Origin of the sequence: Vibrio ezurae NBRC 102218 (assembly GCF_000467185.1) — a bacterium.
Classification (GTDB): domain Bacteria; phylum Pseudomonadota; class Gammaproteobacteria; order Enterobacterales; family Vibrionaceae; genus Vibrio; species Vibrio ezurae.
This window is the reverse complement of sequence record NZ_BATM01000021.1, coordinates 52,324-70,338: the sequence shown is the minus strand read 5'-3', so window position 1 is coordinate 70,338 and position 18,015 is coordinate 52,324. Positions and strand designations below refer to the sequence as shown.

19 protein-coding genes are annotated in these 18,015 nt (G+C 43.7%); 12 read left to right on the top strand and 7 right to left on the bottom strand.

Annotated features, from left to right (window positions below; translation table 11 throughout):
* Window positions 1-33 precede the first annotated feature (33 nt).
* Both VEZ01S_RS08585 and VEZ01S_RS08580 read right to left on the bottom strand, forming a co-directional pair.
* Window positions 34-417: a carboxymuconolactone decarboxylase family protein gene (locus tag VEZ01S_RS08585; RefSeq protein ID WP_021713638.1), complete on the bottom strand. Its 384-nt coding sequence runs from the start codon at window positions 415-417 to the stop codon at window positions 34-36.
* A 58-nt stretch (window positions 418-475) separates the two neighbouring features.
* Window positions 476-832 carry a MerR family transcriptional regulator gene (locus VEZ01S_RS08580; protein ID WP_021713637.1) on the bottom strand — a complete coding sequence of 119 codons (357 nt, stop codon included), beginning with the start codon at window positions 830-832 and terminating at the stop codon, window positions 476-478.
* Window positions 833-1,167: 335 nt separating this feature from the next.
* Here VEZ01S_RS08580 and VEZ01S_RS16365 point away from each other — a divergent pair, with 335 nt between their 5' ends.
* The 3 genes from VEZ01S_RS16365 to VEZ01S_RS16835 all read left to right on the top strand — a co-directional run bounded on the left by VEZ01S_RS16365 (window position 1,168) and on the right by VEZ01S_RS16835 (window position 3,281).
* The gene (locus VEZ01S_RS16365) at window positions 1,168-1,788 is read left to right on the top strand and encodes a hypothetical protein (RefSeq protein WP_021713636.1); all 621 of its coding nucleotides are present in this window, start codon (window positions 1,168-1,170) and stop codon (window positions 1,786-1,788) included.
* A gap of 301 nt (window positions 1,789-2,089) precedes the next feature.
* A complete protein-coding gene (ylqF, locus tag VEZ01S_RS08570; RefSeq protein WP_021713635.1) occupies window positions 2,090-3,034 on the top strand; it encodes a ribosome biogenesis GTPase YlqF in 945 nt (314 codons plus the stop codon).
* Window positions 3,035-3,116: 82 nt separating this feature from the next.
* Window positions 3,117-3,281, top strand: coding sequence for a hypothetical protein (locus VEZ01S_RS16835; protein ID WP_021713634.1), 165 nt, complete (start codon window positions 3,117-3,119; stop codon window positions 3,279-3,281).
* Here VEZ01S_RS16835 and VEZ01S_RS08565 read toward each other — a convergent pair.
* Window positions 3,275-4,270, bottom strand: a complete 996-nt coding sequence (locus VEZ01S_RS08565; RefSeq protein ID WP_021713633.1) for a CobW family GTP-binding protein — start codon at window positions 4,268-4,270, stop codon at window positions 3,275-3,277. The two genes, VEZ01S_RS16835 and VEZ01S_RS08565, sit on opposite strands and share 7 nt — an antisense overlap.
* A gap of 911 nt (window positions 4,271-5,181) precedes the next feature.
* Between VEZ01S_RS08565 and clcA the strand changes: the two genes are divergently transcribed.
* Window positions 5,182-6,573, top strand: coding sequence for a H(+)/Cl(-) exchange transporter ClcA (gene clcA / locus VEZ01S_RS08560; protein WP_021713632.1), 1,392 nt, complete (start codon window positions 5,182-5,184; stop codon window positions 6,571-6,573).
* A gap of 108 nt (window positions 6,574-6,681) precedes the next feature.
* Window positions 6,682-7,656: a TDT family transporter gene (locus VEZ01S_RS08555; protein WP_021713631.1), complete on the top strand. Its 975-nt coding sequence runs from the start codon at window positions 6,682-6,684 to the stop codon at window positions 7,654-7,656.
* A 13-nt stretch (window positions 7,657-7,669) separates the two neighbouring features.
* Here the strand turns inward: VEZ01S_RS08555 and folE are convergent, their stop codons facing one another.
* Window positions 7,670-8,323, bottom strand: a complete 654-nt coding sequence (gene folE / locus VEZ01S_RS08550; protein WP_021713630.1) for a GTP cyclohydrolase I FolE — start codon at window positions 8,321-8,323, stop codon at window positions 7,670-7,672.
* Window positions 8,324-8,492: 169 nt separating this feature from the next.
* Here folE and moeA point away from each other — a divergent pair, with 169 nt between their 5' ends.
* Complete coding sequence (moeA, locus tag VEZ01S_RS08545; protein WP_021713629.1) at window positions 8,493-9,731, top strand: molybdopterin molybdotransferase MoeA; 1,239 nt, start codon at window positions 8,493-8,495, stop codon at window positions 9,729-9,731.
* Between the two features lie 10 nt (window positions 9,732-9,741).
* The gene (gene moeB, locus VEZ01S_RS08540; protein WP_021713628.1) at window positions 9,742-10,494 is read left to right on the top strand and encodes a molybdopterin-synthase adenylyltransferase MoeB; all 753 of its coding nucleotides are present in this window, start codon (window positions 9,742-9,744) and stop codon (window positions 10,492-10,494) included.
* Window positions 10,495-10,577: 83 nt separating this feature from the next.
* Here moeB and VEZ01S_RS08535 read toward each other — a convergent pair whose 3' ends face one another.
* Window positions 10,578-10,940, bottom strand: coding sequence for a DUF4019 domain-containing protein (locus VEZ01S_RS08535; RefSeq protein WP_021713627.1), 363 nt, complete (start codon window positions 10,938-10,940; stop codon window positions 10,578-10,580).
* A gap of 289 nt (window positions 10,941-11,229) precedes the next feature.
* Here VEZ01S_RS08535 and VEZ01S_RS08530 point away from each other — a divergent pair, with 289 nt between their 5' ends.
* The gene (locus tag VEZ01S_RS08530) at window positions 11,230-11,436 is read left to right on the top strand and encodes a dodecin (protein WP_021713626.1); all 207 of its coding nucleotides are present in this window, start codon (window positions 11,230-11,232) and stop codon (window positions 11,434-11,436) included.
* Window positions 11,437-11,551: 115 nt separating this feature from the next.
* Here the strand turns inward: VEZ01S_RS08530 and VEZ01S_RS08525 are convergent, their stop codons facing one another.
* A complete protein-coding gene (locus VEZ01S_RS08525) occupies window positions 11,552-12,157 on the bottom strand; it encodes a response regulator (RefSeq protein WP_040890541.1) in 606 nt (201 codons plus the stop codon).
* A 13-nt stretch (window positions 12,158-12,170) separates the two neighbouring features.
* On the bottom strand, window positions 12,171-13,889 hold the full coding sequence (gene narQ, locus VEZ01S_RS08520) for a nitrate/nitrite two-component system sensor histidine kinase NarQ (protein WP_021713624.1): 1,719 nt from the start codon (window positions 13,887-13,889) through the stop codon (window positions 12,171-12,173).
* Between the two features lie 177 nt (window positions 13,890-14,066).
* On the opposite strand from narQ, the gene napF reads away from it, so the two are divergent.
* From napF to VEZ01S_RS08500, 4 genes are all read left to right on the top strand, one after another.
* Window positions 14,067-14,585: a ferredoxin-type protein NapF gene (gene napF / locus VEZ01S_RS16620; protein ID WP_119005679.1), complete on the top strand. Its 519-nt coding sequence runs from the start codon at window positions 14,067-14,069 to the stop codon at window positions 14,583-14,585.
* Window positions 14,572-14,901: a chaperone NapD gene (locus VEZ01S_RS08510; RefSeq protein ID WP_021713622.1), complete on the top strand. Its 330-nt coding sequence runs from the start codon at window positions 14,572-14,574 to the stop codon at window positions 14,899-14,901. Before napF ends, VEZ01S_RS08510 begins: the two co-directional genes overlap by 14 nt.
* Complete coding sequence (gene napA / locus VEZ01S_RS08505) at window positions 14,898-17,387, top strand: periplasmic nitrate reductase subunit alpha (RefSeq protein ID WP_021713621.1); 2,490 nt, start codon at window positions 14,898-14,900, stop codon at window positions 17,385-17,387. Before VEZ01S_RS08510 ends, napA begins: the two co-directional genes overlap by 4 nt.
* A gap of 177 nt (window positions 17,388-17,564) precedes the next feature.
* The gene (locus tag VEZ01S_RS08500; protein WP_040890537.1) at window positions 17,565-18,011 is read left to right on the top strand and encodes a nitrate reductase cytochrome c-type subunit; all 447 of its coding nucleotides are present in this window, start codon (window positions 17,565-17,567) and stop codon (window positions 18,009-18,011) included.
* The last annotated feature ends 4 nt before the right edge of the window (window positions 18,012-18,015 follow it).

The following is an 18,015-nucleotide window of genomic DNA, read 5'->3' as shown; positions in this document are numbered from 1 at the left end:
ATGTGCTGATACTCTTTAAAGCGATTATTTCGACTAAGAAGCCGTATTTCGGCTAGCAAGAACTTCTTTGAAAGCAAACATACCGTTCAAAGCACTTGGGAAGCCGGCGTAAACGGCCATTTGCAAAATGACTTCTTTGAGCTCCTCTTCTGTGCAACCGACATTCAGCGCAGCATTTAAGTGAACTTTTAACTGCGGCGCACAATTGCCTAGAGCGGTAAGGGCGGCCACTGTGGCAATTTCGCGAGATTTAAGATCTAAGCCACTTCGAGCGTAAATATCACCAAAAGGGAATTCAATCGTATATTTTGCCAGATCGGGGCAAATATCTTGTAAACTATCGATGACATTTTGTCCTGCTTCTCCATCAATTTGAGTAAGCAGTTCTAATCCAGATTCAAAGCGAGATTGAGTCATTAGTCGGTTCCTATTTCATAAAGATAGGTATAGCTTACAAGTTAGAGTTCACTCTAAGTCAACCCACTTTACCACTTTTGTACAAATCAATTTTATCTTCTAACGCTGCAAGGTGGATTTGTTGCTGTAAAATATGCAAACGCAAATTCTCATGGTGCTGTTCAAGCAAAGTTTGACGCTGAGTCACCGTATCACTACCTTGCTCTCTTAATTTTGCATACCGCAAAATATCCTCAAGAGGCATCGCTGTTTCTTTCAAGCGTTTCACAAATGCCATCCATTGCAGATCTTTTATGTTATAAACGCGATGCCCACTGCTATTGCGCTGTATATTCTTAAGTAAACCAATTTTTTCATAATACCGTAACGTATAAGACGATAATTCAACCCGTTCAGAGAACTCTTTAATATTCATTACTGCACCTATCAATCCCGCTTTAACATGGGCTTCACTATATCGTAATCTTCATTCTAACTGTCACTATTTTAATATGAACCTTCATTGTTATAGCCTTGTTTTTTAGCCGTTTTCACCCATTAAATTAAAAATATTCACATTCATTTTTTAATGTCTATTTGCTTCGTAGCTTACTGATAAACCTATTAAAATAGCGCACTCTGCAATTATGCAAATTATTTTTCCACATCAAAAAAGCCCGCTAAATTGAACTTTTTAAAACTTTACTGTGATAATAGTCACAACATGATAAGAATCATCGAGACAAATTTACAATAAATCATAGGAATCACATGAATAAAGTTAAAGCTTTGGTTGCAGCAAGTGTGCTGTTAACGTCGGTTACCGCTTATGCTGACACAGGCACGCCTGTAAACACAAAACCACGTAGCTATGAAAACCACTCAGATTTCAAACTAGGTTTAGGTTTTGATCAAGGCTTTGGTATCAATGCTGAGCTGTACGATACTATCGATGCGTTCATTGGTAATGACGGCGTTTCTGCTGATTACAAAATCGTAAAAGATAAGCGTTTTTCTCCTAGATTACCTTTCACCTACTACGTTGCTGTAGGTGGTTTCTATGACTTCAACAAAACATGGCATGGCGACCACGGTCATTGGGTTTCTCACCCATATGTTGCTGGACATAACTACTGTGATAGCGTTGATAACAACGGCAACTGTCATCACTGGCGCAATGGTTACCGCGACGAAGGTAACGGCTACTACGGCTACTGGGAAGAAAACGAAAGTAACCACTTCAACGACTACGGTATTCGCGTACCTCTAGGTCTTGATTGGCAGTTCGCTCCACAGTGGGACGGCTTTGCGTCATTAGCGCCACGTGTGAATATCCCTGATAGCTTCCACTTCGGTGTGGATGCGGCTCTAGGTGTACGTTACGCATTCTAATTCTTTCACTGTCTCGCTTTGAACTGAACTTGAATCAAAAACAAAGCTAAATAGATGAAATGACTACATGAAAATAAAAGCAGTGATGGTCTCATCGCTGCTTTTTTGTTTATCAATGACACAAAAAAACCAAAACCTCTCTTTTTTGTGCCATTAGCACGCAATATTTCCGCTAAACCAGCATCAATGCTATGATCGTGGCATCAAAATGACCACGGCGAGGGCTTTAGTGTGCTGTACGAATCCGTACTCCACCCACTCCCCACCCGCCAAGCATCTAATCAAAAGGTATATTTTTCAAATGGTTAATAACACTATTCAGTGGTTCCCTGGACACATGCATAAGGCGAGCAAAGAGATTGAGGAAGTCATTCCTCAGATTGATGTCATCATCGAAGTGTTAGATGCTCGTATTCCTTATTCTTCTGAGAACCCTGTTATCTCTAAATTACGAGGAGATAAACCATGTGTAAAAGTATTAAATAAACGTGATTTATCCGATCCTGAATTAACCCAACGTTGGATTGAGCATTTTGAGCTTCAAGATGGCGTCAAAGCAATGGCAGTAACTACGGAGAATCCACAAGAGATCCACAAAATCATGGAAATTTGTCGCAAGCTTGCGCCGCACCGTGAAGCTATGGGCAAAAACATTCGTACTATGATTATGGGGATTCCTAACGTCGGTAAATCCACCATTATTAACACCCTTGCAGGCCGAACTATCGCTCAAACAGGTAACCAACCTGCGGTGACTCGTCGTCAGCAACGTATTAATTTACAAAATGGCGTAATTCTTTCCGATACTCCGGGGATTTTATGGCCAAAAGTAGAGAATCCACACAGCGGTTTTCGTTTAGCGGCCACCGGCGCTATCAAAGACACCGCAATGGAATATGACGAAGTGGCGTTTTATACGGTTGAATATTTAGCGCAGCAATACCCAGAGCGTCTTAAAGAGCGTTATCAACTGGAAGAACTGCCTGATACAGAAATCGAACTCATGGAGGCGATTGGCCGTAAACGTGGTGCACTGCGTTCTGGCGGTCGAGTGGATTTGCATAAAGCCTCTGAAATACTGCTGCACGAACTGCGACAAGGTATTCTTGGTCAGGTGACTTTAGAGTTGCCAGAAATGATCAGTGGAGAGCTGATTGAAGTAGAGATTGAAACCGCTCGCAAAGAAGAAGCGAAAGCGAAGAAGAAAGAAGAGCGACGTAAACGTTACCTACGTAATAAACGTTAACCTCACAAAAAACAGCCAAATGGCGTCTAATCGACTATATTTCATACAGCAATACGCTGACTTCTTTAGCGGAGTACGAAATATGATTAGACGCTATCTCCTACCTGCATTCGTCTTAGCACTATTAATTATGGCGATATTTGGTGAAGAAGTATGGCAGTTTATGAGTGTTGACCCCATCGGCAGTCTGCAAGATGGGGCACAAGACATTATTCAAGCCTTTAATGACTTTATATCAGGTCACTGATTTTCATCAGCCGTTAAACCCGCAATAGAAAGAAGAATACCTTCTAGCTGATCCCAAGGCAGAAGTTGACTATCGATCACTTCAAGGCGGGATTCGAAGCCTTCTAAGGTCATTTCATTAACCGATACCACGCCATTCGTTACGTTAAAGGCATAACAACCTCTTTCGGTATTAATGACAGCCTTTAAGCGCTCAGCAGTAATGTCTGAGAACAATGAAAACACATCATCAAAAGAAAACTGCACTTCAGGACCAAATAACCAACCACAGCTGAAATACCCTTGCCCTTTATTCTCTTTTCTTACGAACGTTTGGTTGGGTGGGATTGCAAACTGAGGCTCCATAGCCGCATGATGGTGATGGTGCTCTTCAATTTGTTGTTGCGTGGTATTGGTTTTAATCACTTCATCTAGCAATGCGATATCCAACTCACCGTTTGAAGTTGTTACAACATGAGACGTCAGTCCCTGCTCAGTTAGCCACGCTTGCATAGCGCTATTTTGTGATGGCTCAGCAAGCTCATTCTTATTTGCCACAATGACATCCGCTACAGCAAGCTGCTGCTTAAAATTGTCATTTGACGTGTACTTCTCATTATCAAAATAACGAGCGTCAGTCATAGTAATGGTGGTATGTAGCTCAATGTAAGGCTGGTATTGTTCTGAGGTCAGCGTTGCCATCACCTGCTTAGGGTGACCCAAGCCTGTAGGTTCTATTAACAGGCGATCCGGCTTTTGACGAAGTAATAGGTTAATGCCCACGCTCATAGGAACACCCGCAGCGCAACACATGCACCCTCCAGGCACTTCTTTGATTAAAGCTCCCTGTTCTGACATCAAGGCACCGTCAATGCCGATCTCCCCAAACTCATTCACCAGAACCGCCCAGTTTTCACCTTCTGGTTTGTTCTTTAGTAGGTTTAAGATGGCGGTTGTTTTTCCGGTTCCGAGGAAACCAGTAATGATATTAGTAGGGGTTTTCGTCGACATAATGTAAAGCCTGAACAATCAAATACAAAGAGTCGAATGAGTTTACAAGATTCAAATGCACTGAGGAAGATAAAAGGCAGTAACAAAGAAAGAGAAATCAGCAATGAATAGCATGGCAAAAAGAAAGGAACGTCATCCGTAACGTATCTTATTGGCAGATGGTGGATTTAAAATCGTTTATTTTATCGCCAGCACCGTTCCCCAAATATCACCAGCATGAGCGGTTAACGAACCAAACATAGTGCATGCGATGCCAATCAATAAACCCGACATCAATACATACTCGACCACTTTCATTACATACCTCACCAACGACTAAAACATATCGCTAAAAAGACGATCTAAATACTCAACAGACCGCTTAAAATTGATGGGGAATTATACAGTTACCGTCTGAAATTCAAACAAGTTATTAGTGTGATTTATCGGAAAGCAAGTTTACGTTTTTGGAATAAATAATCAGAAAATTAATGAGGCGTACAGTGATATTATGACTACACTAAATAACACAAAGGCGCACTTTGCATGCGCCTTATGGTCTCGTTACTCAATCGTGAGTTTGCGAATCTCGCGGGTAATATACCGGAGAACATTTAACGAGCTTTAAAGTATTTTAAGCTCTTCAGCTTTATTGCGATAACACTATGTTTAACGAAATGTTTTAACTAAACATGTTATTCAATGTGAGGCACTCTGTCCTCCCTGTAAGATTCAATGCTTACCTCACACTTTAACTATGGCTAAGTTTACAAAAAGTGCAAGTTTACAATGACAAAATAGCGAGGTTTATTCTTATATAAACCATGTAAACTAATGGAAAATATACGCTTTATTATCCTATAGTTATTCACATATAAACGTATTATTTACATCGATACCTCACCTAATAATTAGTGCTAAGGCTTACAAAAATGACAAACAGAGAAAAAATCACCCGGTCCCTATTAGCAAAAGTGCCCAAGGATGCGATTAATCAATTTTTCTCACGTGATGTCAGCTCAATTTCAATACTGTTATTATCAATTGTCGTAGGTATTCTCGCAGGTTTCGTGTCCACATCCTTCGAACTTGCCGTTCACTTTGTTTCGGATACTCGTACAGACTGGCTAAAAAGCTCCATCGGTGGTTTACCACTATGGTTAGCCGCATTTTTAATCAGTGCGGGATTAGCATTTATCGGTTACTACCTTGTACATAGATTTGCACCAGAAGCTTCAGGATCAGGTATCCCAGAAATCGAAGGGGCAATGGAAGGCGTTAGACCTGTACGTTGGTGGCGTGTACTTCCAGTAAAATTCTTTGGCGGTATGGGTACATTAGGTTCAGGTATGGTGCTGGGTCAAGAAGGCCCAACTGTGCAAATGGGTGGCGCAATTGGCCGAATGATCAGCGATGTTTTCCGCGTTAAGAATGACGATACTCGACACTCTCTACTGGCAGCGGGCTCTGCGGCTGGTCTTGCAGCGGCTTTTAATGCACCCCTTGCTGCGATAATGTTTGTGGTTGAAGAGATGCGTCCTCAGTTCCGCTACTCTCTAATTTCAATTAAATCGGTTATTATCGCCTCTATTTCTGCGACCATTGTTTTCCGCGCTCTTAACGGACAATATGCGGTTATTCAAACGCCTCAATATGCATCGCCAGAACTGTCGACCTTATGGCTGTTTTTATTACTCGGTGTCATGTTTGGTATCTTTGGTGTGCTCTTCAACCGCCTAGTGACCTTCTCTCAAGACGCCTTTGTTAAACTGCATCAAAACAAACGTGGTCGCTACCTAATCACGGGCAGTTTGATCGGTGGTACTTTCGGGTTAATTTTGTTGTACCTTCCAGAGGTGACTGGCGGTGGTATCGATTTAATTCCAACCATCACCACCGGTGGCTTTAGTGTAAAACTGTTACTGTTCCTATTTGCGGCCCGAATCATAACCACTATGATGTGTTTTGGCTCTGGCGCACCAGGGGGTATTTTTGCTCCGATGCTCGCACTAGGTACTCTGTTTGGTTACGCTTTTGGCCTTATTGCACAAGCAGCATTTCCTGACCTTCCTATTACTCCTGGCATGTTCGCTATTGCAGGTATGGGGGCACTGTTTGCTGCCACTGTTCGAGCGCCTATCACAGGGATCTTATTGGTTATTGAAATGACCAACAACTATTACTTAATTCTGCCATTAATCATCACCAGCTTAGGTGCCGTTATATTTGCTCAGTTACTAGGTGGTCAACCTATCTACAGCCAACTGCTTAACAGAACGCTGAAGAATAATAAGCTACGCCAAGACGATCTTCCGACTGAGTAGTAAACTATTTGCAGTACAAGCTGTGATCTTGCTATTATTTGCCGCTTTTCCCTGTTTTTTGTAGGGAAAAGCGAAATAATAAAAAGACTCTTTAAATAGGAATGCTTGTTGGACTGGAAACGTTTTACACGATATCAAAATGTACCGCCTTCTCAGGCCGCATTGGCGCTGGGTGTCATTGGCTTAGGCCAAGCATGGGCTTTATATATCCCTCCTATTGGAGAGGCCATACGCCCTTTCCTTGCCTGCTTCGGGGCACTGCTATTAACCCCAGTGTTAATGAAGTACCTCACTAGCGTTTCCACGTTTAAAGCCGATATTAAACACCCTCTTAGAGGCAGTTTAATGGCGCCAATGAGTATGGCATTGCTAATACTCTGTGATTATCTTGCAGTGATATCACCCTATATAGCCTACCCGCTCTGGGTGCTTGCCCTATTGTTACACATTACTATGATGACGTTATTTTTTGGCTATCAAATCGCCAACTTTAAGATGTCTAATATTGTGCCTAGCTGGTTCTTATACCCTGTTGGGGTGATCAGTAGTTCCCTTGCAGCAACCCAGTTTGGGCACACTGTATTTTCTGAAACCATCGTCATGACTTGTGTAGGCATTTATTTCTTTATGCTGCCTGTCGTGCTCTATCGGTTGGTTTTCTTTGGTAAGCTCCCTAGAAATGCGCGTCCGACTCTGGCTATTATGGCCGCTCCAATCAACTTAACGCTGGCCGCCTATTTGGTGAATTTCCCTGATCCTGACCCTATCTTAACTGGCGCATTGGCGGGCATTGCCATCACCATGACCTTGCTTATTTATCTTTGTTACATCAACCTACTCAGACTTAAATTTCAACCGTCTATTGCAGCGGTCACCTTTCCTTCAGTGATCAGTGCTATTGCGATGTCCAAACTCACCACATGGTTTGAATATCACCATGACAATTGGTATTGGCTACACACATTTGGTTTCTTTGAGCTGACGATTGCAACGTTATTGGTGGTGTGGGTGTCGGCGGGATATGTGGTGATGTATTGGCCAGAGCGGTTTAAACCTCAACATAAGAAGATTAAACCGCAATAAGCTATTGTCGCGATTAGCTTAGGCCGTGCAGAAATTCGTGGCGTGTGGCTGGGTTTGATTTGAAAATACCGCCCAACGCAGTGGTAGTGGTTTCACTGGTCGCATCCATAACACCGCGAGATTTAACGCAGTAATGAGTCGCGTCAATTTTTACCGCTACGTCGTCACTTTCTAGTAGCGTTTGCATCGCCACTAAAATTTGTTGAGTCATACGCTCTTGTACTTGCGGGCGCTGCGCAAAGAAACGCACAATGCGATTGATTTTTGATAAACCGATGATCTTAGTACGCGGAATGTACGCGACGGTCACTCGACCATCAATAGTCACTAGGTGATGTTCACAGGTACTGGTTAAGGTAATGTCTTTGACACGAACCATTTCGCTCACGTCCATTTTATTTTCAATGACCGTGATTTTTGGAAAGCGCGCATAATCTAGACCAGAAAACACCTCGTCAACATACATTTTGGCAATACGCTTAGGGGTATCTTGCAAAGAGTCATCGGTTAAATCCAACTGCAAGATTTCCAACACTTCACGCATATGATGTTCAATCTTGCGCTTTTTATCTTCTGCGGTAAGCTCATTTGCCACCATAGGGGTTTCTAAACCTCTATCGGCAAGCGCTTGTTTGACTAGCAGTGCTGATTCGCTTAATGCTGACATATGTCTCTCCATTTCTACATCTTCTCATCGCACGATCAAAATTTACGCGATGGCGAAAGAGAATACTTGGATTTGGTCAAAATTACACTATCTAATTTAATCACTTAAGTGTCTCGATGCAGGCATCGTGTTACAGTGCGTTTTTTCAGTGCACAAACAAGGAACTACGATGGATTGTTGCGACGCCCCAGGTCTAATGCCAATCGAACAAGCAATGGCCAAAATTCTCGAAAGTACATTTACGGTCAATGAAACTGAAACGTTACCTTTAGATAAAGTCATTGGTCGTGTTCTTTGTAGTGACATCACCTCCCCTATTCATGTGCCGCCTTTTGACAACTCGGCAATGGACGGCTATGCGGTGCGTATTGCCGATTTTGAGCAGCAATCGACGCTTCCATTAGCAGGGCAATCTTTTGCTGGTGCGCCACTGCAAGGTGAATGGCCACCGCTCAGCTGTATTCGCATAATGACCGGCGCTAAAATTCCCGCCGGTTGTGATGCGGTGATCATGCAAGAGTTAGCGACAGTTACCGATGCAGGAATTAAGTTTGATAGCGCAACGCCTAAACATAACCAGAATATTCGCCCTCTTGGTGATGACATTCAGGTTGGGCAGTTGGTGCTGAGTAAAGGCAAACGACTGACCGCGCGCGATCTCCCTATGCTGGCGTCACTTGGCGTAGCGCAGGTCTCTGTCTATCGTAAACCGATTGTTGCCACCTTCTCGACTGGCGATGAACTAAAACCGGTTGGCGCAGCCTTAGGTGAAGGCGAAATTTATGACAGCAACCGCTATGGCACCATTCCTCTGTTTAAAAAGTTCGGTTGTGAGGTTATCGACCTTGGCGTGATCCCTGATGACGTTGAATTGCTCGCCAAAGCCTTTGATGAAGCAAAACAACAAGCCGATGTCGTTGTCACCTCCGGCGGCGTAAGTGTCGGTGAAGCCGATTACACCAAAGACATCTTAGAGCAAAAAGGACAAATCGGATTTTGGAAACTGGCCATCAAACCGGGTAAACCTTTTGCTTTTGGCAACATAGGCGATGCGCTGTTCTGTGGCCTGCCGGGTAACCCAGTATCTGCCTTTATGACCACTTATATATTGGTTCAGCCACTGCTGGCAAAACTCAGTGGTGAAAGTGAATGGAAGTGTCCACCGACACTGCCTGCAACCACCCATTCTGCCTTTAAGAAAACACCGGGACGTGCTGATTATCAGCGCGGCATCTACACCATTAATGAACAAGGCCAATTTGAAGTGCAAAGTACTGGCAACCAAAGCTCGGGCGCATTTCGCTCAATGAGCCTTGCTAACTGCTTTGTGATTCTAGAGCGAGAGCGTGGCCGCGTTGAAGTGGGCGAAACGGTCAATATCCAGTTGTTTAACTCAACATTGTACTAGAGGTTGTGTGATGGAGATTTTGAGTGACCAAGAGATGCTTCGCTACAATAGGCAGATCATCCTACGTTCGTTTGATTTTGAAGGCCAAGAGGCGCTAAAACAAGCCTCAATATTAGTGATTGGCGCAGGCGGCCTTGGCTGCGCGGCAACGCCGTATTTGGTGTCAGCGGGCGTTGGCGCGCTGACTATTGTTGATGATGATGTAGTAGAACTGTCGAATTTACAGCGTCAGATTTTACACACTGAATCGGATATTAATGCTTTTAAAGTGGACTCCGCAAAAGCAAGTTTGGCTCAATTAAACTCTCATTGTCACCTCACCTCCATTGCTCGTCGCTTAGACGAGCAAGAACTTGCTGAAGCAATACGCGCGCACTCATTAGTTATTGATGCCAGCGACAACCTCACCACCCGCAATCAGCTCAACCGCCTTTGTCATCAATATAAAACCCCACTCGTCTCAGGCGCGGCAATCCGCCTTGAGGGGCAAGTCATCAGCTTTACCTACCAAGATGACGAGCCATGCTACCAGTGCCTAAGCACCCTGTTTGGCGCTAATGAGCTGAGCTGTGTTGAAGCCGGAATATTGGCGCCTGTAGTCGGCGTGATCGGTAGCATGCAGGCATTAGAAGCCGTGCGCATATTGTCAAATTTAGGTGAGCATAAGTTGGGTAAATTAATGATGTTTGATGCGCTAAGCATGAAATGGCAAGAGTTTACTTTGCCTAAGCAGGCGCAATGTGAAGTTTGTGGCAGTAAGTAGTCTGTTTCGGTGGTGACTAATGTTTAGCACCACCTTACTCTAATTACGTGCTCTATTTTTAATACATAAGCGTTTTGCCACTTCTACTTCACAAAGTAACCCACCACTTTCCAATCACCGTTCTCTTTAAGTAAAGTGACTGTTTCTATAAATTCACCTTGGCTAAACGTAGATTTATATTGGCACTGGTTGTATTCACCTTCTGGAGCATCAGATAAAGGTGTCACTGGTTTTGACATAGTAATGTCACGCGATACTAGCTCACCTATTGAAGACCGCACCGCCGACACCGCATCCACCCAGTCGCTTTGAGAGATTTGTGATTGAAAATAGTCGCTCGCCTTTTCCCAACTCTGCTGGTAGTGCTGTAAATCAACAATCTTTAACCATTGCAGTGAATCATTCTGTTGTACATCAAGTCGAGTAGCAGTTTGTTCATTTAGCATTTTCAAACCTCTTGATTGTGGAAAGTGTGTTGTTTTGATATCACTGTTTAACGGTACATGTGTTTGGGATATGCAAAAACATTACTATCCTCAATGTAACAAAAACATTAAGAATAAAACACTCTCAGACATTAATTTCTTGTTAAATATCAATAAGAAAGCTTGATGACTCTGTGCCGTTAGATAACCACTATCCCTATAGAGAAAACAATTGCTAACGCCTTGCTATAGCCGAGTTCGCAGTCTAGTTTTTAAACAGTGATGACGGTGTAACTCAAGGAGCTATCGAATGCCAAACCATACTTATAAAAAAATGGAAATTGTCGGTTCATCCACTATTGGTATTGACGATGCAATAAACAATGCGGTTGCAAGAGCCAGTAAAAGTGTTCACAACATTCGTTGGTTCGAAATGGAGGAAGTCAGGGGACACGTCGATAAAGGAAAAGTAGCTCACTGGCAGGTGACCGTAAAGATAGGCTTTACGTTGGATTAGTTGCCAATCCAATAACTAACACGCTATTAAACGGAATAAACGATATGAAGTACTTTGATAATGTACTTCATATCGATATTTGCAGGATATTTGACAGGCAGCGCTATAGTCTCAGTTAGCTATAGTGCTCCAAATACAAGATAGTTGCAGCGGTACGTGATTTTACCTGCAACTTTTTCAACAAGCTTTTCATGTGCACTTTTACAGTGGATTCAGAAATAAACAACACGTCTGCAATTTGCTTATTGCGATGCCCTAAAGCGACCTTAGATAAGATTTCTAACTCTCTTTCCGTCAAGCTATCTAATAAGCTTGGATTTTCGGCCCGATCTCGGATTTGTTGAGCAACGATGTCACTGTAGACTTTATTGCCTTCCAGCGCAGAACGTAAATGATCAATTAACTCATCAGGTTCGCTGTCTTTTAGTAAGTAACCATCGGCACCCGCTCTTACAATAGCATCGATATCCGCCGGCGAATCCGATACGGTAAGAATAACCACTTTCGTTAAAATATCTTCGTCACGCAAAGCTTGTAAGGTATTCAGCCCAGAAAGCCCTTTCATATTTAGATCGAGTAAAATCAAGTCTAAATCGTGCTGGTGCGCAAGCGCTAAAGCTTCTGTTCCACTCGTGGCTTCACATACAATGTTGAAATCTTCTTCAAACGAAAGCAACTGTGTGATGCCTCGTCGTATCAATGGATGGTCATCCACAATCATAATGCGGTGGGTATTACTCACTGTCCAATTCATCCTTGCAATTAAAGGTAATTCTTATTGTGCTCCCTTTCTTGGGCTCACTCTCTATCGCTAACTGTCCATTTAGGTACTGGCTTCTCTCATTGAGAATAGATAAACCATAGTGACCTGATTTTTCAATATTGGTGTCAAATCCACACCCGTTATCAATAATAGCAACGCTGATTTGCTCTACATGTTGTAGGCACTCTACACGAATTACCGTCGCATTCGCATGCTTAATCGCATTATTTGTGGCTTCGCGTATGATTTGCAATAAGTGCACTTGCTGGTGTGCTTCTAATAAAATAGAAGACAGTTTATTTTCCACTTCAATTTCGGCATCTGTCGTCGTTTGAAGCTTCTCTAATAGTACATTCAATGCATCACCAAAGTTAGCCTCATCGATGCTAAACCTGAAGGTACTCAATAACATTCTCAGCTGTGTATAGGCCTCTCGTAAACCATCATCGATGTCTTTTACTATCACCGAAGATTTAGTCATTTTGTCTACGGGTCCTTCTTGCTTCATTGTACGCTTGAGCAAGCTAGTTTGAATCTTTAAAAATGAAAGTGACTGCGCTAGCGAATCATGCAGTTCGCGGGCAATGGCGCTACGCTCTCCGTAGATCAACAACTGCTCAAATTTCTTTTGCGCCTGATTATAATAAATCCCGCGAGCCAATATATAAGACATATTATCGATAAGCTCCTGCTCAGCAAAAGCCTCAGTCACTTGTAGGCGAAGGCTACCAAGCCTTACCTCATCTAAAATTAGCGCTTTATCTTGCCACATCCCTTGCGATGAATCACCAGACATAAGTTCGGTTGCCTGCCCCGCACTGTCGTCAATGATCAGTTTGACCGCTTCAATATGATCAATAGAGGCCATGTTATCGATAATCTGCTGAAAATGAGCCGGGGTAAGCCGAGATGCCGACAATTGCTGGGTACTTTTATACAACACAGTTAAGGAGCTGTTTGCGTGTCTAAGCTCCTCGGTTTTATATTCCACCATTGCCTCTAGGCGCTCATAATGATCTTTTAATTTTCGAGTCATATCATTAAATGTTGCGGCAACGGCTCCAAGCTCATTGTCTACCGAATCATTAAGTATCACGTCAAAGTTTTGTGATTCTACTTGGCGGCTCGCTCGCACTAGCGCTTGCAGTGGGTGCAATACTTTTAAACGTACAAAGCGCATGATGACTAATGACAGTAAAATAATGCAGACTAAACCAAAGCCACAAAACACCACCATATCCAGTAACTTTTTCTCGGTATTGAGTTGTAATTTCAATACAAATTTATCAATACGCGAAACAAATATGGGAACGTGCTTTTGGTACTCAACATATTGTTCTGAAAGGAGAAGTTGCTTCATGATCTGCCAACGTTCAATGATCCCTTGATAGTCTTGTTGAATGTCAGCTGGCACATTCCATCGCATTAAATTTTGCATCGATGGTGAATATAACGACCTTTCAAATCGTTCGATATGATTGTCAATTTCTTTCAAGTGCGTTTCAGTATCGTAGGCTAGCCGATAGCTTTGCATCCTCATTGAACCCGACACATTCACAGCTTCAGCATCGTCATAACTTGAATACACCGTTGCCACGGCCACCATAATAGTGAGTGCCGATAACAGCACCATCAAAAATACGGCGCCACCTATCGTATAAGACACGGATTGTGCTGACTTACTTTTCACTTTTCTTCCTATCTGACATATCTGTGAACTTAATCATAATAACTATTTGATCTAAAACAATTTAAACACAAGTTTAACCCTTTTGAGTTATATCGAATACAATTTATTCACCTAAACTTAGTAAGTGTTTAGATGCACACGCATCATATGGCGTATATTTTTAGTTCAGGAACAACATTGGTCGATTTATCAAGGCGCAAACTTTTCACGCGACGCACAGCTCAAACAAACTTGGTTTACGAAACAGGTACACGGTTGCCGTGGGCCAAAATTGATGCCGAATTTATCAACGGTTGCACTCAGTGTGGCCAATGTCTGCAAGCCTGCGAAGCCAATATTATCATTAAAGGCAGTGGCGGATTTCCAAGTATCGACTTTAATAAAGGTGAATGCACTTTTTGTCAAAAATGTGTTCAGGCTTGTCCGGAAAACATTTTTCGCTCGACTGAGGAGCCAGCGTGGAATATCACCGCCAAAATTAATGAGACTTGCCTTGCCTCTCAAAATGTCGAGTGTCGTACGTGCACCGATGAGTGCGAACTGAGCGCTATACAATTTACATTTTCGGTTGGGCATGTCCCCCAGCCAAAACTAGACTCTCAGTTGTGTAACGGATGCGGAGCTTGTTTAAGTGTTTGCCCTGTCACAGCTATATCGATGACTGACTGCAATGAGGATCAACATGCCGGCCAGTGAAGTTCATATTTCAAGTTTTGTTATCTACTGCGCGCCACAAGCGATGAGCAGTATTCGAAACAAGATCAACAGTTTTCCTAGTACAGAAATTTACGCAGAATCTGACGGAAAGTTTGTGGTGGTGATGGAAACGCAAAACCAAGGTTTTATCACCTCTACTATTGACGAGATAAACGAACAGCCAGAAGTGATGAGTACGGCTTTAGTTTATCACCAAATCGAAACAGATATTGACGCCCTAGACACCGACATACATGCAACGGCTACGACCGATGCCAGCATCGGTACATCGACCCCGCAAGAGGACACATTATGAAAATGACACGACGCGAGTTTGTGAAAGCAAATGCGGCAGCTTCGGCGGCTGCTGTAGCCGGAATTTCACTTCCCGCTTCTGCGACCAATCTCATCGCAAGTTCAGACCAAACCAAAATCAAATGGGATAAAGCCCCATGTCGTTTTTGTGGTACCGGCTGTTCTGTCTTAGTCGGAACACAAAATGGTAAAGTAGTAGCAACGCAGGGAGACCCAGAAGCCCCTGTAAACAAAGGCCTTAACTGTATTAAAGGGTATTTCCTTTCTAAAATCATGTACGGCCAAGATCGTCTAACTAAACCATTGCTTCGAATGACCGATGGTAAGTACGACAAAAACGGTGACTTTGTTCCAGTATCTTGGGATGTCGCGCTAGATACTATGGCGGATAAGTTCAAGGAAGCACTGAAGAAAAGCGGCCCGACAAGCGTTGGCATGTTTGGCTCAGGGCAATGGACGGTCATGGAAGGTTACGCCGCATCTAAGCTAATGAAAGCCGGCTTTCGTTCGAACAACATCGACCCGAATGCACGTCACTGTATGGCGTCTGCCGTCGGAGCTTTTATGCGCAGTTTCGGTATTGATGAGCCTATGGGCTGTTATGATGACTTCGAAAATGCCGATGTGTTTGTCCTTTGGGGCTCAAATATGGCAGAGATGCATCCAGTATTATGGACACGTATTGCCGACCGCCGATTAAGCCACCCACACGTTAAAGTGAATGTTCTGTCGACCTATTATCACCGTTCTTTTGAATTGGCAGACCATGGCTATATTTTCCATCCACAAAGTGACTTGGCCATTGCCAACTTTATTGCGAACTACATCATTCAAAATGACAAAGTAAACACAGATTTTGTCAATAAACACACTCACTTTAAGCAAGCTGAAACCGATATCGGCTACGGACTGCGTGATGATGATCCGCTACAAAAAGCGGCGGCTCACCCAAACTCTGGCAAAATGTCTGGCATTAGCTTTGAGGAATACGCGAAGTCAGTTGCGCCTTACACAGCGGCCAAAGCCAGTGAAATTTCAGGGGTTTCTGAAGAACACCTTATTCAATTAGCACAGCAATACGCCGATCCTAACACTAAGGTCATGTCACTATGGACGATGGGCGTTAACCAACATACTCGTGGTGTTTGGATGAATAGCCTGATTTACAACATTCATTTGTTGTTGGGCAAAATCTCAACTCCGGGTAACTCACCATTTTCACTGACAGGCCAACCATCAGCCTGTGGTACTGCGCGTGAAGTGGGCACATTCTCGCACCGCCTACCTGCGGATATGGTGGTAGCAAACCCGAAACACCGTGCGAAGGCTGAGGAGATTTGGAAACTACCAGAAGGCACTATTCCGGCTAAACCGGGATACCACGCTGTAGTGCAAGATCGCATGCTACACGACGGCAAGCTCAATGCGTATTGGGTAATGTGTAACAACAACCTGCAAGCAGGCCCGAACATCAATACTGAACGCCTACCGGGATACCGTAATCCTGACAACTTTATTGTATGTTCAGACCCTTATCCAACGGCGACCGCGCAAGCCTCTGATCTGATTCTACCTACGGCCATGTGGATAGAAAAAGAAGGTGCTTACGGCAACGCCGAGCGACGCACTCAGGCGTGGTACCAACAAGTTGAAACTGTCGGTGAAGCCAAATCTGATCTTTGGCAAATCATGGAGTTCTCGAAGCGATTCAAGATTGAAGACGTTTGGTCTGAAGACCTGCTCGCCAAAGCACCCGAATTTCGCGGAAAAACCATGTACGACATCTTGTTTAAGAACGGTCATGTAGATAAATACCCAATCACCGAAGCAAAAGAGCTCAACGATGATGCTCATGCGCAAGGTTTCTACGTACAAAAAGGGCTATTTGAAGAGTACGCCTCATTTGGTCGTGGACACGGACACGATTTAGCGCCTTACGAGAGCTACCACCATGTTCGAGGTTTACGCTGGCCTGTAGTTGATGGCAAAGAAACCCTATGGCGCTTTAAAGAAGGTTCAGATCCGTATGCGAAGAAAGGTTCTGATTGGGATTTCTATGGCAAGCCTGATGGTAAAGCTTGGATTATTTCCGCGCCGTATGAAGCGCCACCCGAGGTGCCTGATGACGAGTTAGATATGTGGCTTTGTACTGGCCGTGTTTTAGAGCATTGGCATACTGGAACCATGACCCGTCGTGTGCCTGAGCTGTATAAAGCCGTACCCGATGCCGTGTGTTATATACACCCAGCCGACGCCAAGGCTAAGGATCTGCGCCGTGGTGACGAAGTACTGGTTTCCAATAAACGGGGAGAAATTCGAGTTCGCGTCGAAACACGTGGTCGAAACCGCCCACCTAAAGGCTTGGTGTTTATTCCGTTCTTTGATGCAAAAATACTCATCAATAAGCTGATTTTGGACGCGACTGACCCACTGTCTAAGCAAACCGACTTTAAAAAGTGTCCGGTGAAAATCACTAAAGTGGCCTAAGGCCTTTGACCATTATTCGGGGCTAGCAACCTAGCCCCTACTAATTAGCCAATAGGCGGAGAAATAATAATGAAAAAGCTATTGATTGCTCTGTTATCAATCAGTGCCATAGGTGTCGCAATTGCGCAATCTGAAGTGGAAGGCGTCAGTCACCAATCACACGAAATTGATGATGGCATGCTAGAACAAACCGATTTAGAACAAGCAGAAAATGCAGGCGTTGCTCAAGCCCAGATGAATAACCCTGGTGGTATCGGGGGCGTTCACTCTTTACGTGGCGCAAGTGAGCTAGAAGCCACGCGAGCGGCAGACGCTTTTAAAAAGTACCCAAGAGAACAAGTTGTAAGCAGTGATTATGTCTATCAGCCGCCACTGATCCCTCACAACATTCGTGGCTACGAAGTCTCGCTCAATGCCAACAAATGTTTAGCCTGTCATAGCTGGAAAAACGCCAAAGAAATGGGCGCAACCAAAGTCAGCGTGACTCACTACGTGAATCGCGAAGATGCTGTGCTGGCCGATGTATCGCCTAGACGTTACTTCTGCTTGCAGTGCCATGTTCCTCAAGCCAATGCTAAACCACTGGTAGAGAACAAATTCAAACCTGTTGATTCTCTTCAGTAAGCTT

Excerpts from the sequence above, each read along its gene's own strand:
- ylqF (WP_021713635.1), top strand. The coding sequence starts at position 2,090 with ATGGTTAATAACACTATTCAGTGGTTCCCTGGACACATGCATAAGGCG.
- VEZ01S_RS08525 (WP_040890541.1), bottom strand. The coding sequence starts at position 12,157 with ATGATTGTGGATGACCATCCATTGATACGACGAGGCATCACACAGTTG.
- moeA (WP_021713629.1), top strand. The coding sequence starts at position 8,493 with ATGGATTGTTGCGACGCCCCAGGTCTAATGCCAATCGAACAAGCAATG.
- VEZ01S_RS08535 (WP_021713627.1), bottom strand. The coding sequence starts at position 10,940 with ATGCTAAATGAACAAACTGCTACTCGACTTGATGTACAACAGAATGAT.
- VEZ01S_RS08530 (WP_021713626.1), top strand. The coding sequence starts at position 11,230 with ATGCCAAACCATACTTATAAAAAAATGGAAATTGTCGGTTCATCCACT.
- VEZ01S_RS16365 (WP_021713636.1), top strand. The coding sequence starts at position 1,168 with ATGAATAAAGTTAAAGCTTTGGTTGCAGCAAGTGTGCTGTTAACGTCG.
- napA (WP_021713621.1), top strand. The coding sequence starts at position 14,898 with ATGAAAATGACACGACGCGAGTTTGTGAAAGCAAATGCGGCAGCTTCG.
- moeB (WP_021713628.1), top strand. The coding sequence starts at position 9,742 with ATGGAGATTTTGAGTGACCAAGAGATGCTTCGCTACAATAGGCAGATC.
- VEZ01S_RS08565 (WP_021713633.1), bottom strand. The coding sequence starts at position 4,270 with ATGTCGACGAAAACCCCTACTAATATCATTACTGGTTTCCTCGGAACC.
- clcA (WP_021713632.1), top strand. The coding sequence starts at position 5,182 with ATGACAAACAGAGAAAAAATCACCCGGTCCCTATTAGCAAAAGTGCCC.
- VEZ01S_RS08585 (WP_021713638.1), bottom strand. The coding sequence starts at position 417 with ATGACTCAATCTCGCTTTGAATCTGGATTAGAACTGCTTACTCAAATT.
- folE (WP_021713630.1), bottom strand. The coding sequence starts at position 8,323 with ATGTCAGCATTAAGCGAATCAGCACTGCTAGTCAAACAAGCGCTTGCC.
- VEZ01S_RS16835 (WP_021713634.1), top strand. The coding sequence starts at position 3,117 with ATGATTAGACGCTATCTCCTACCTGCATTCGTCTTAGCACTATTAATT.
- VEZ01S_RS08580 (WP_021713637.1), bottom strand. The coding sequence starts at position 832 with ATGAATATTAAAGAGTTCTCTGAACGGGTTGAATTATCGTCTTATACG.
- VEZ01S_RS08510 (WP_021713622.1), top strand. The coding sequence starts at position 14,572 with ATGCCGGCCAGTGAAGTTCATATTTCAAGTTTTGTTATCTACTGCGCG.
- VEZ01S_RS08500 (WP_040890537.1), top strand. The coding sequence starts at position 17,565 with ATGCTAGAACAAACCGATTTAGAACAAGCAGAAAATGCAGGCGTTGCT.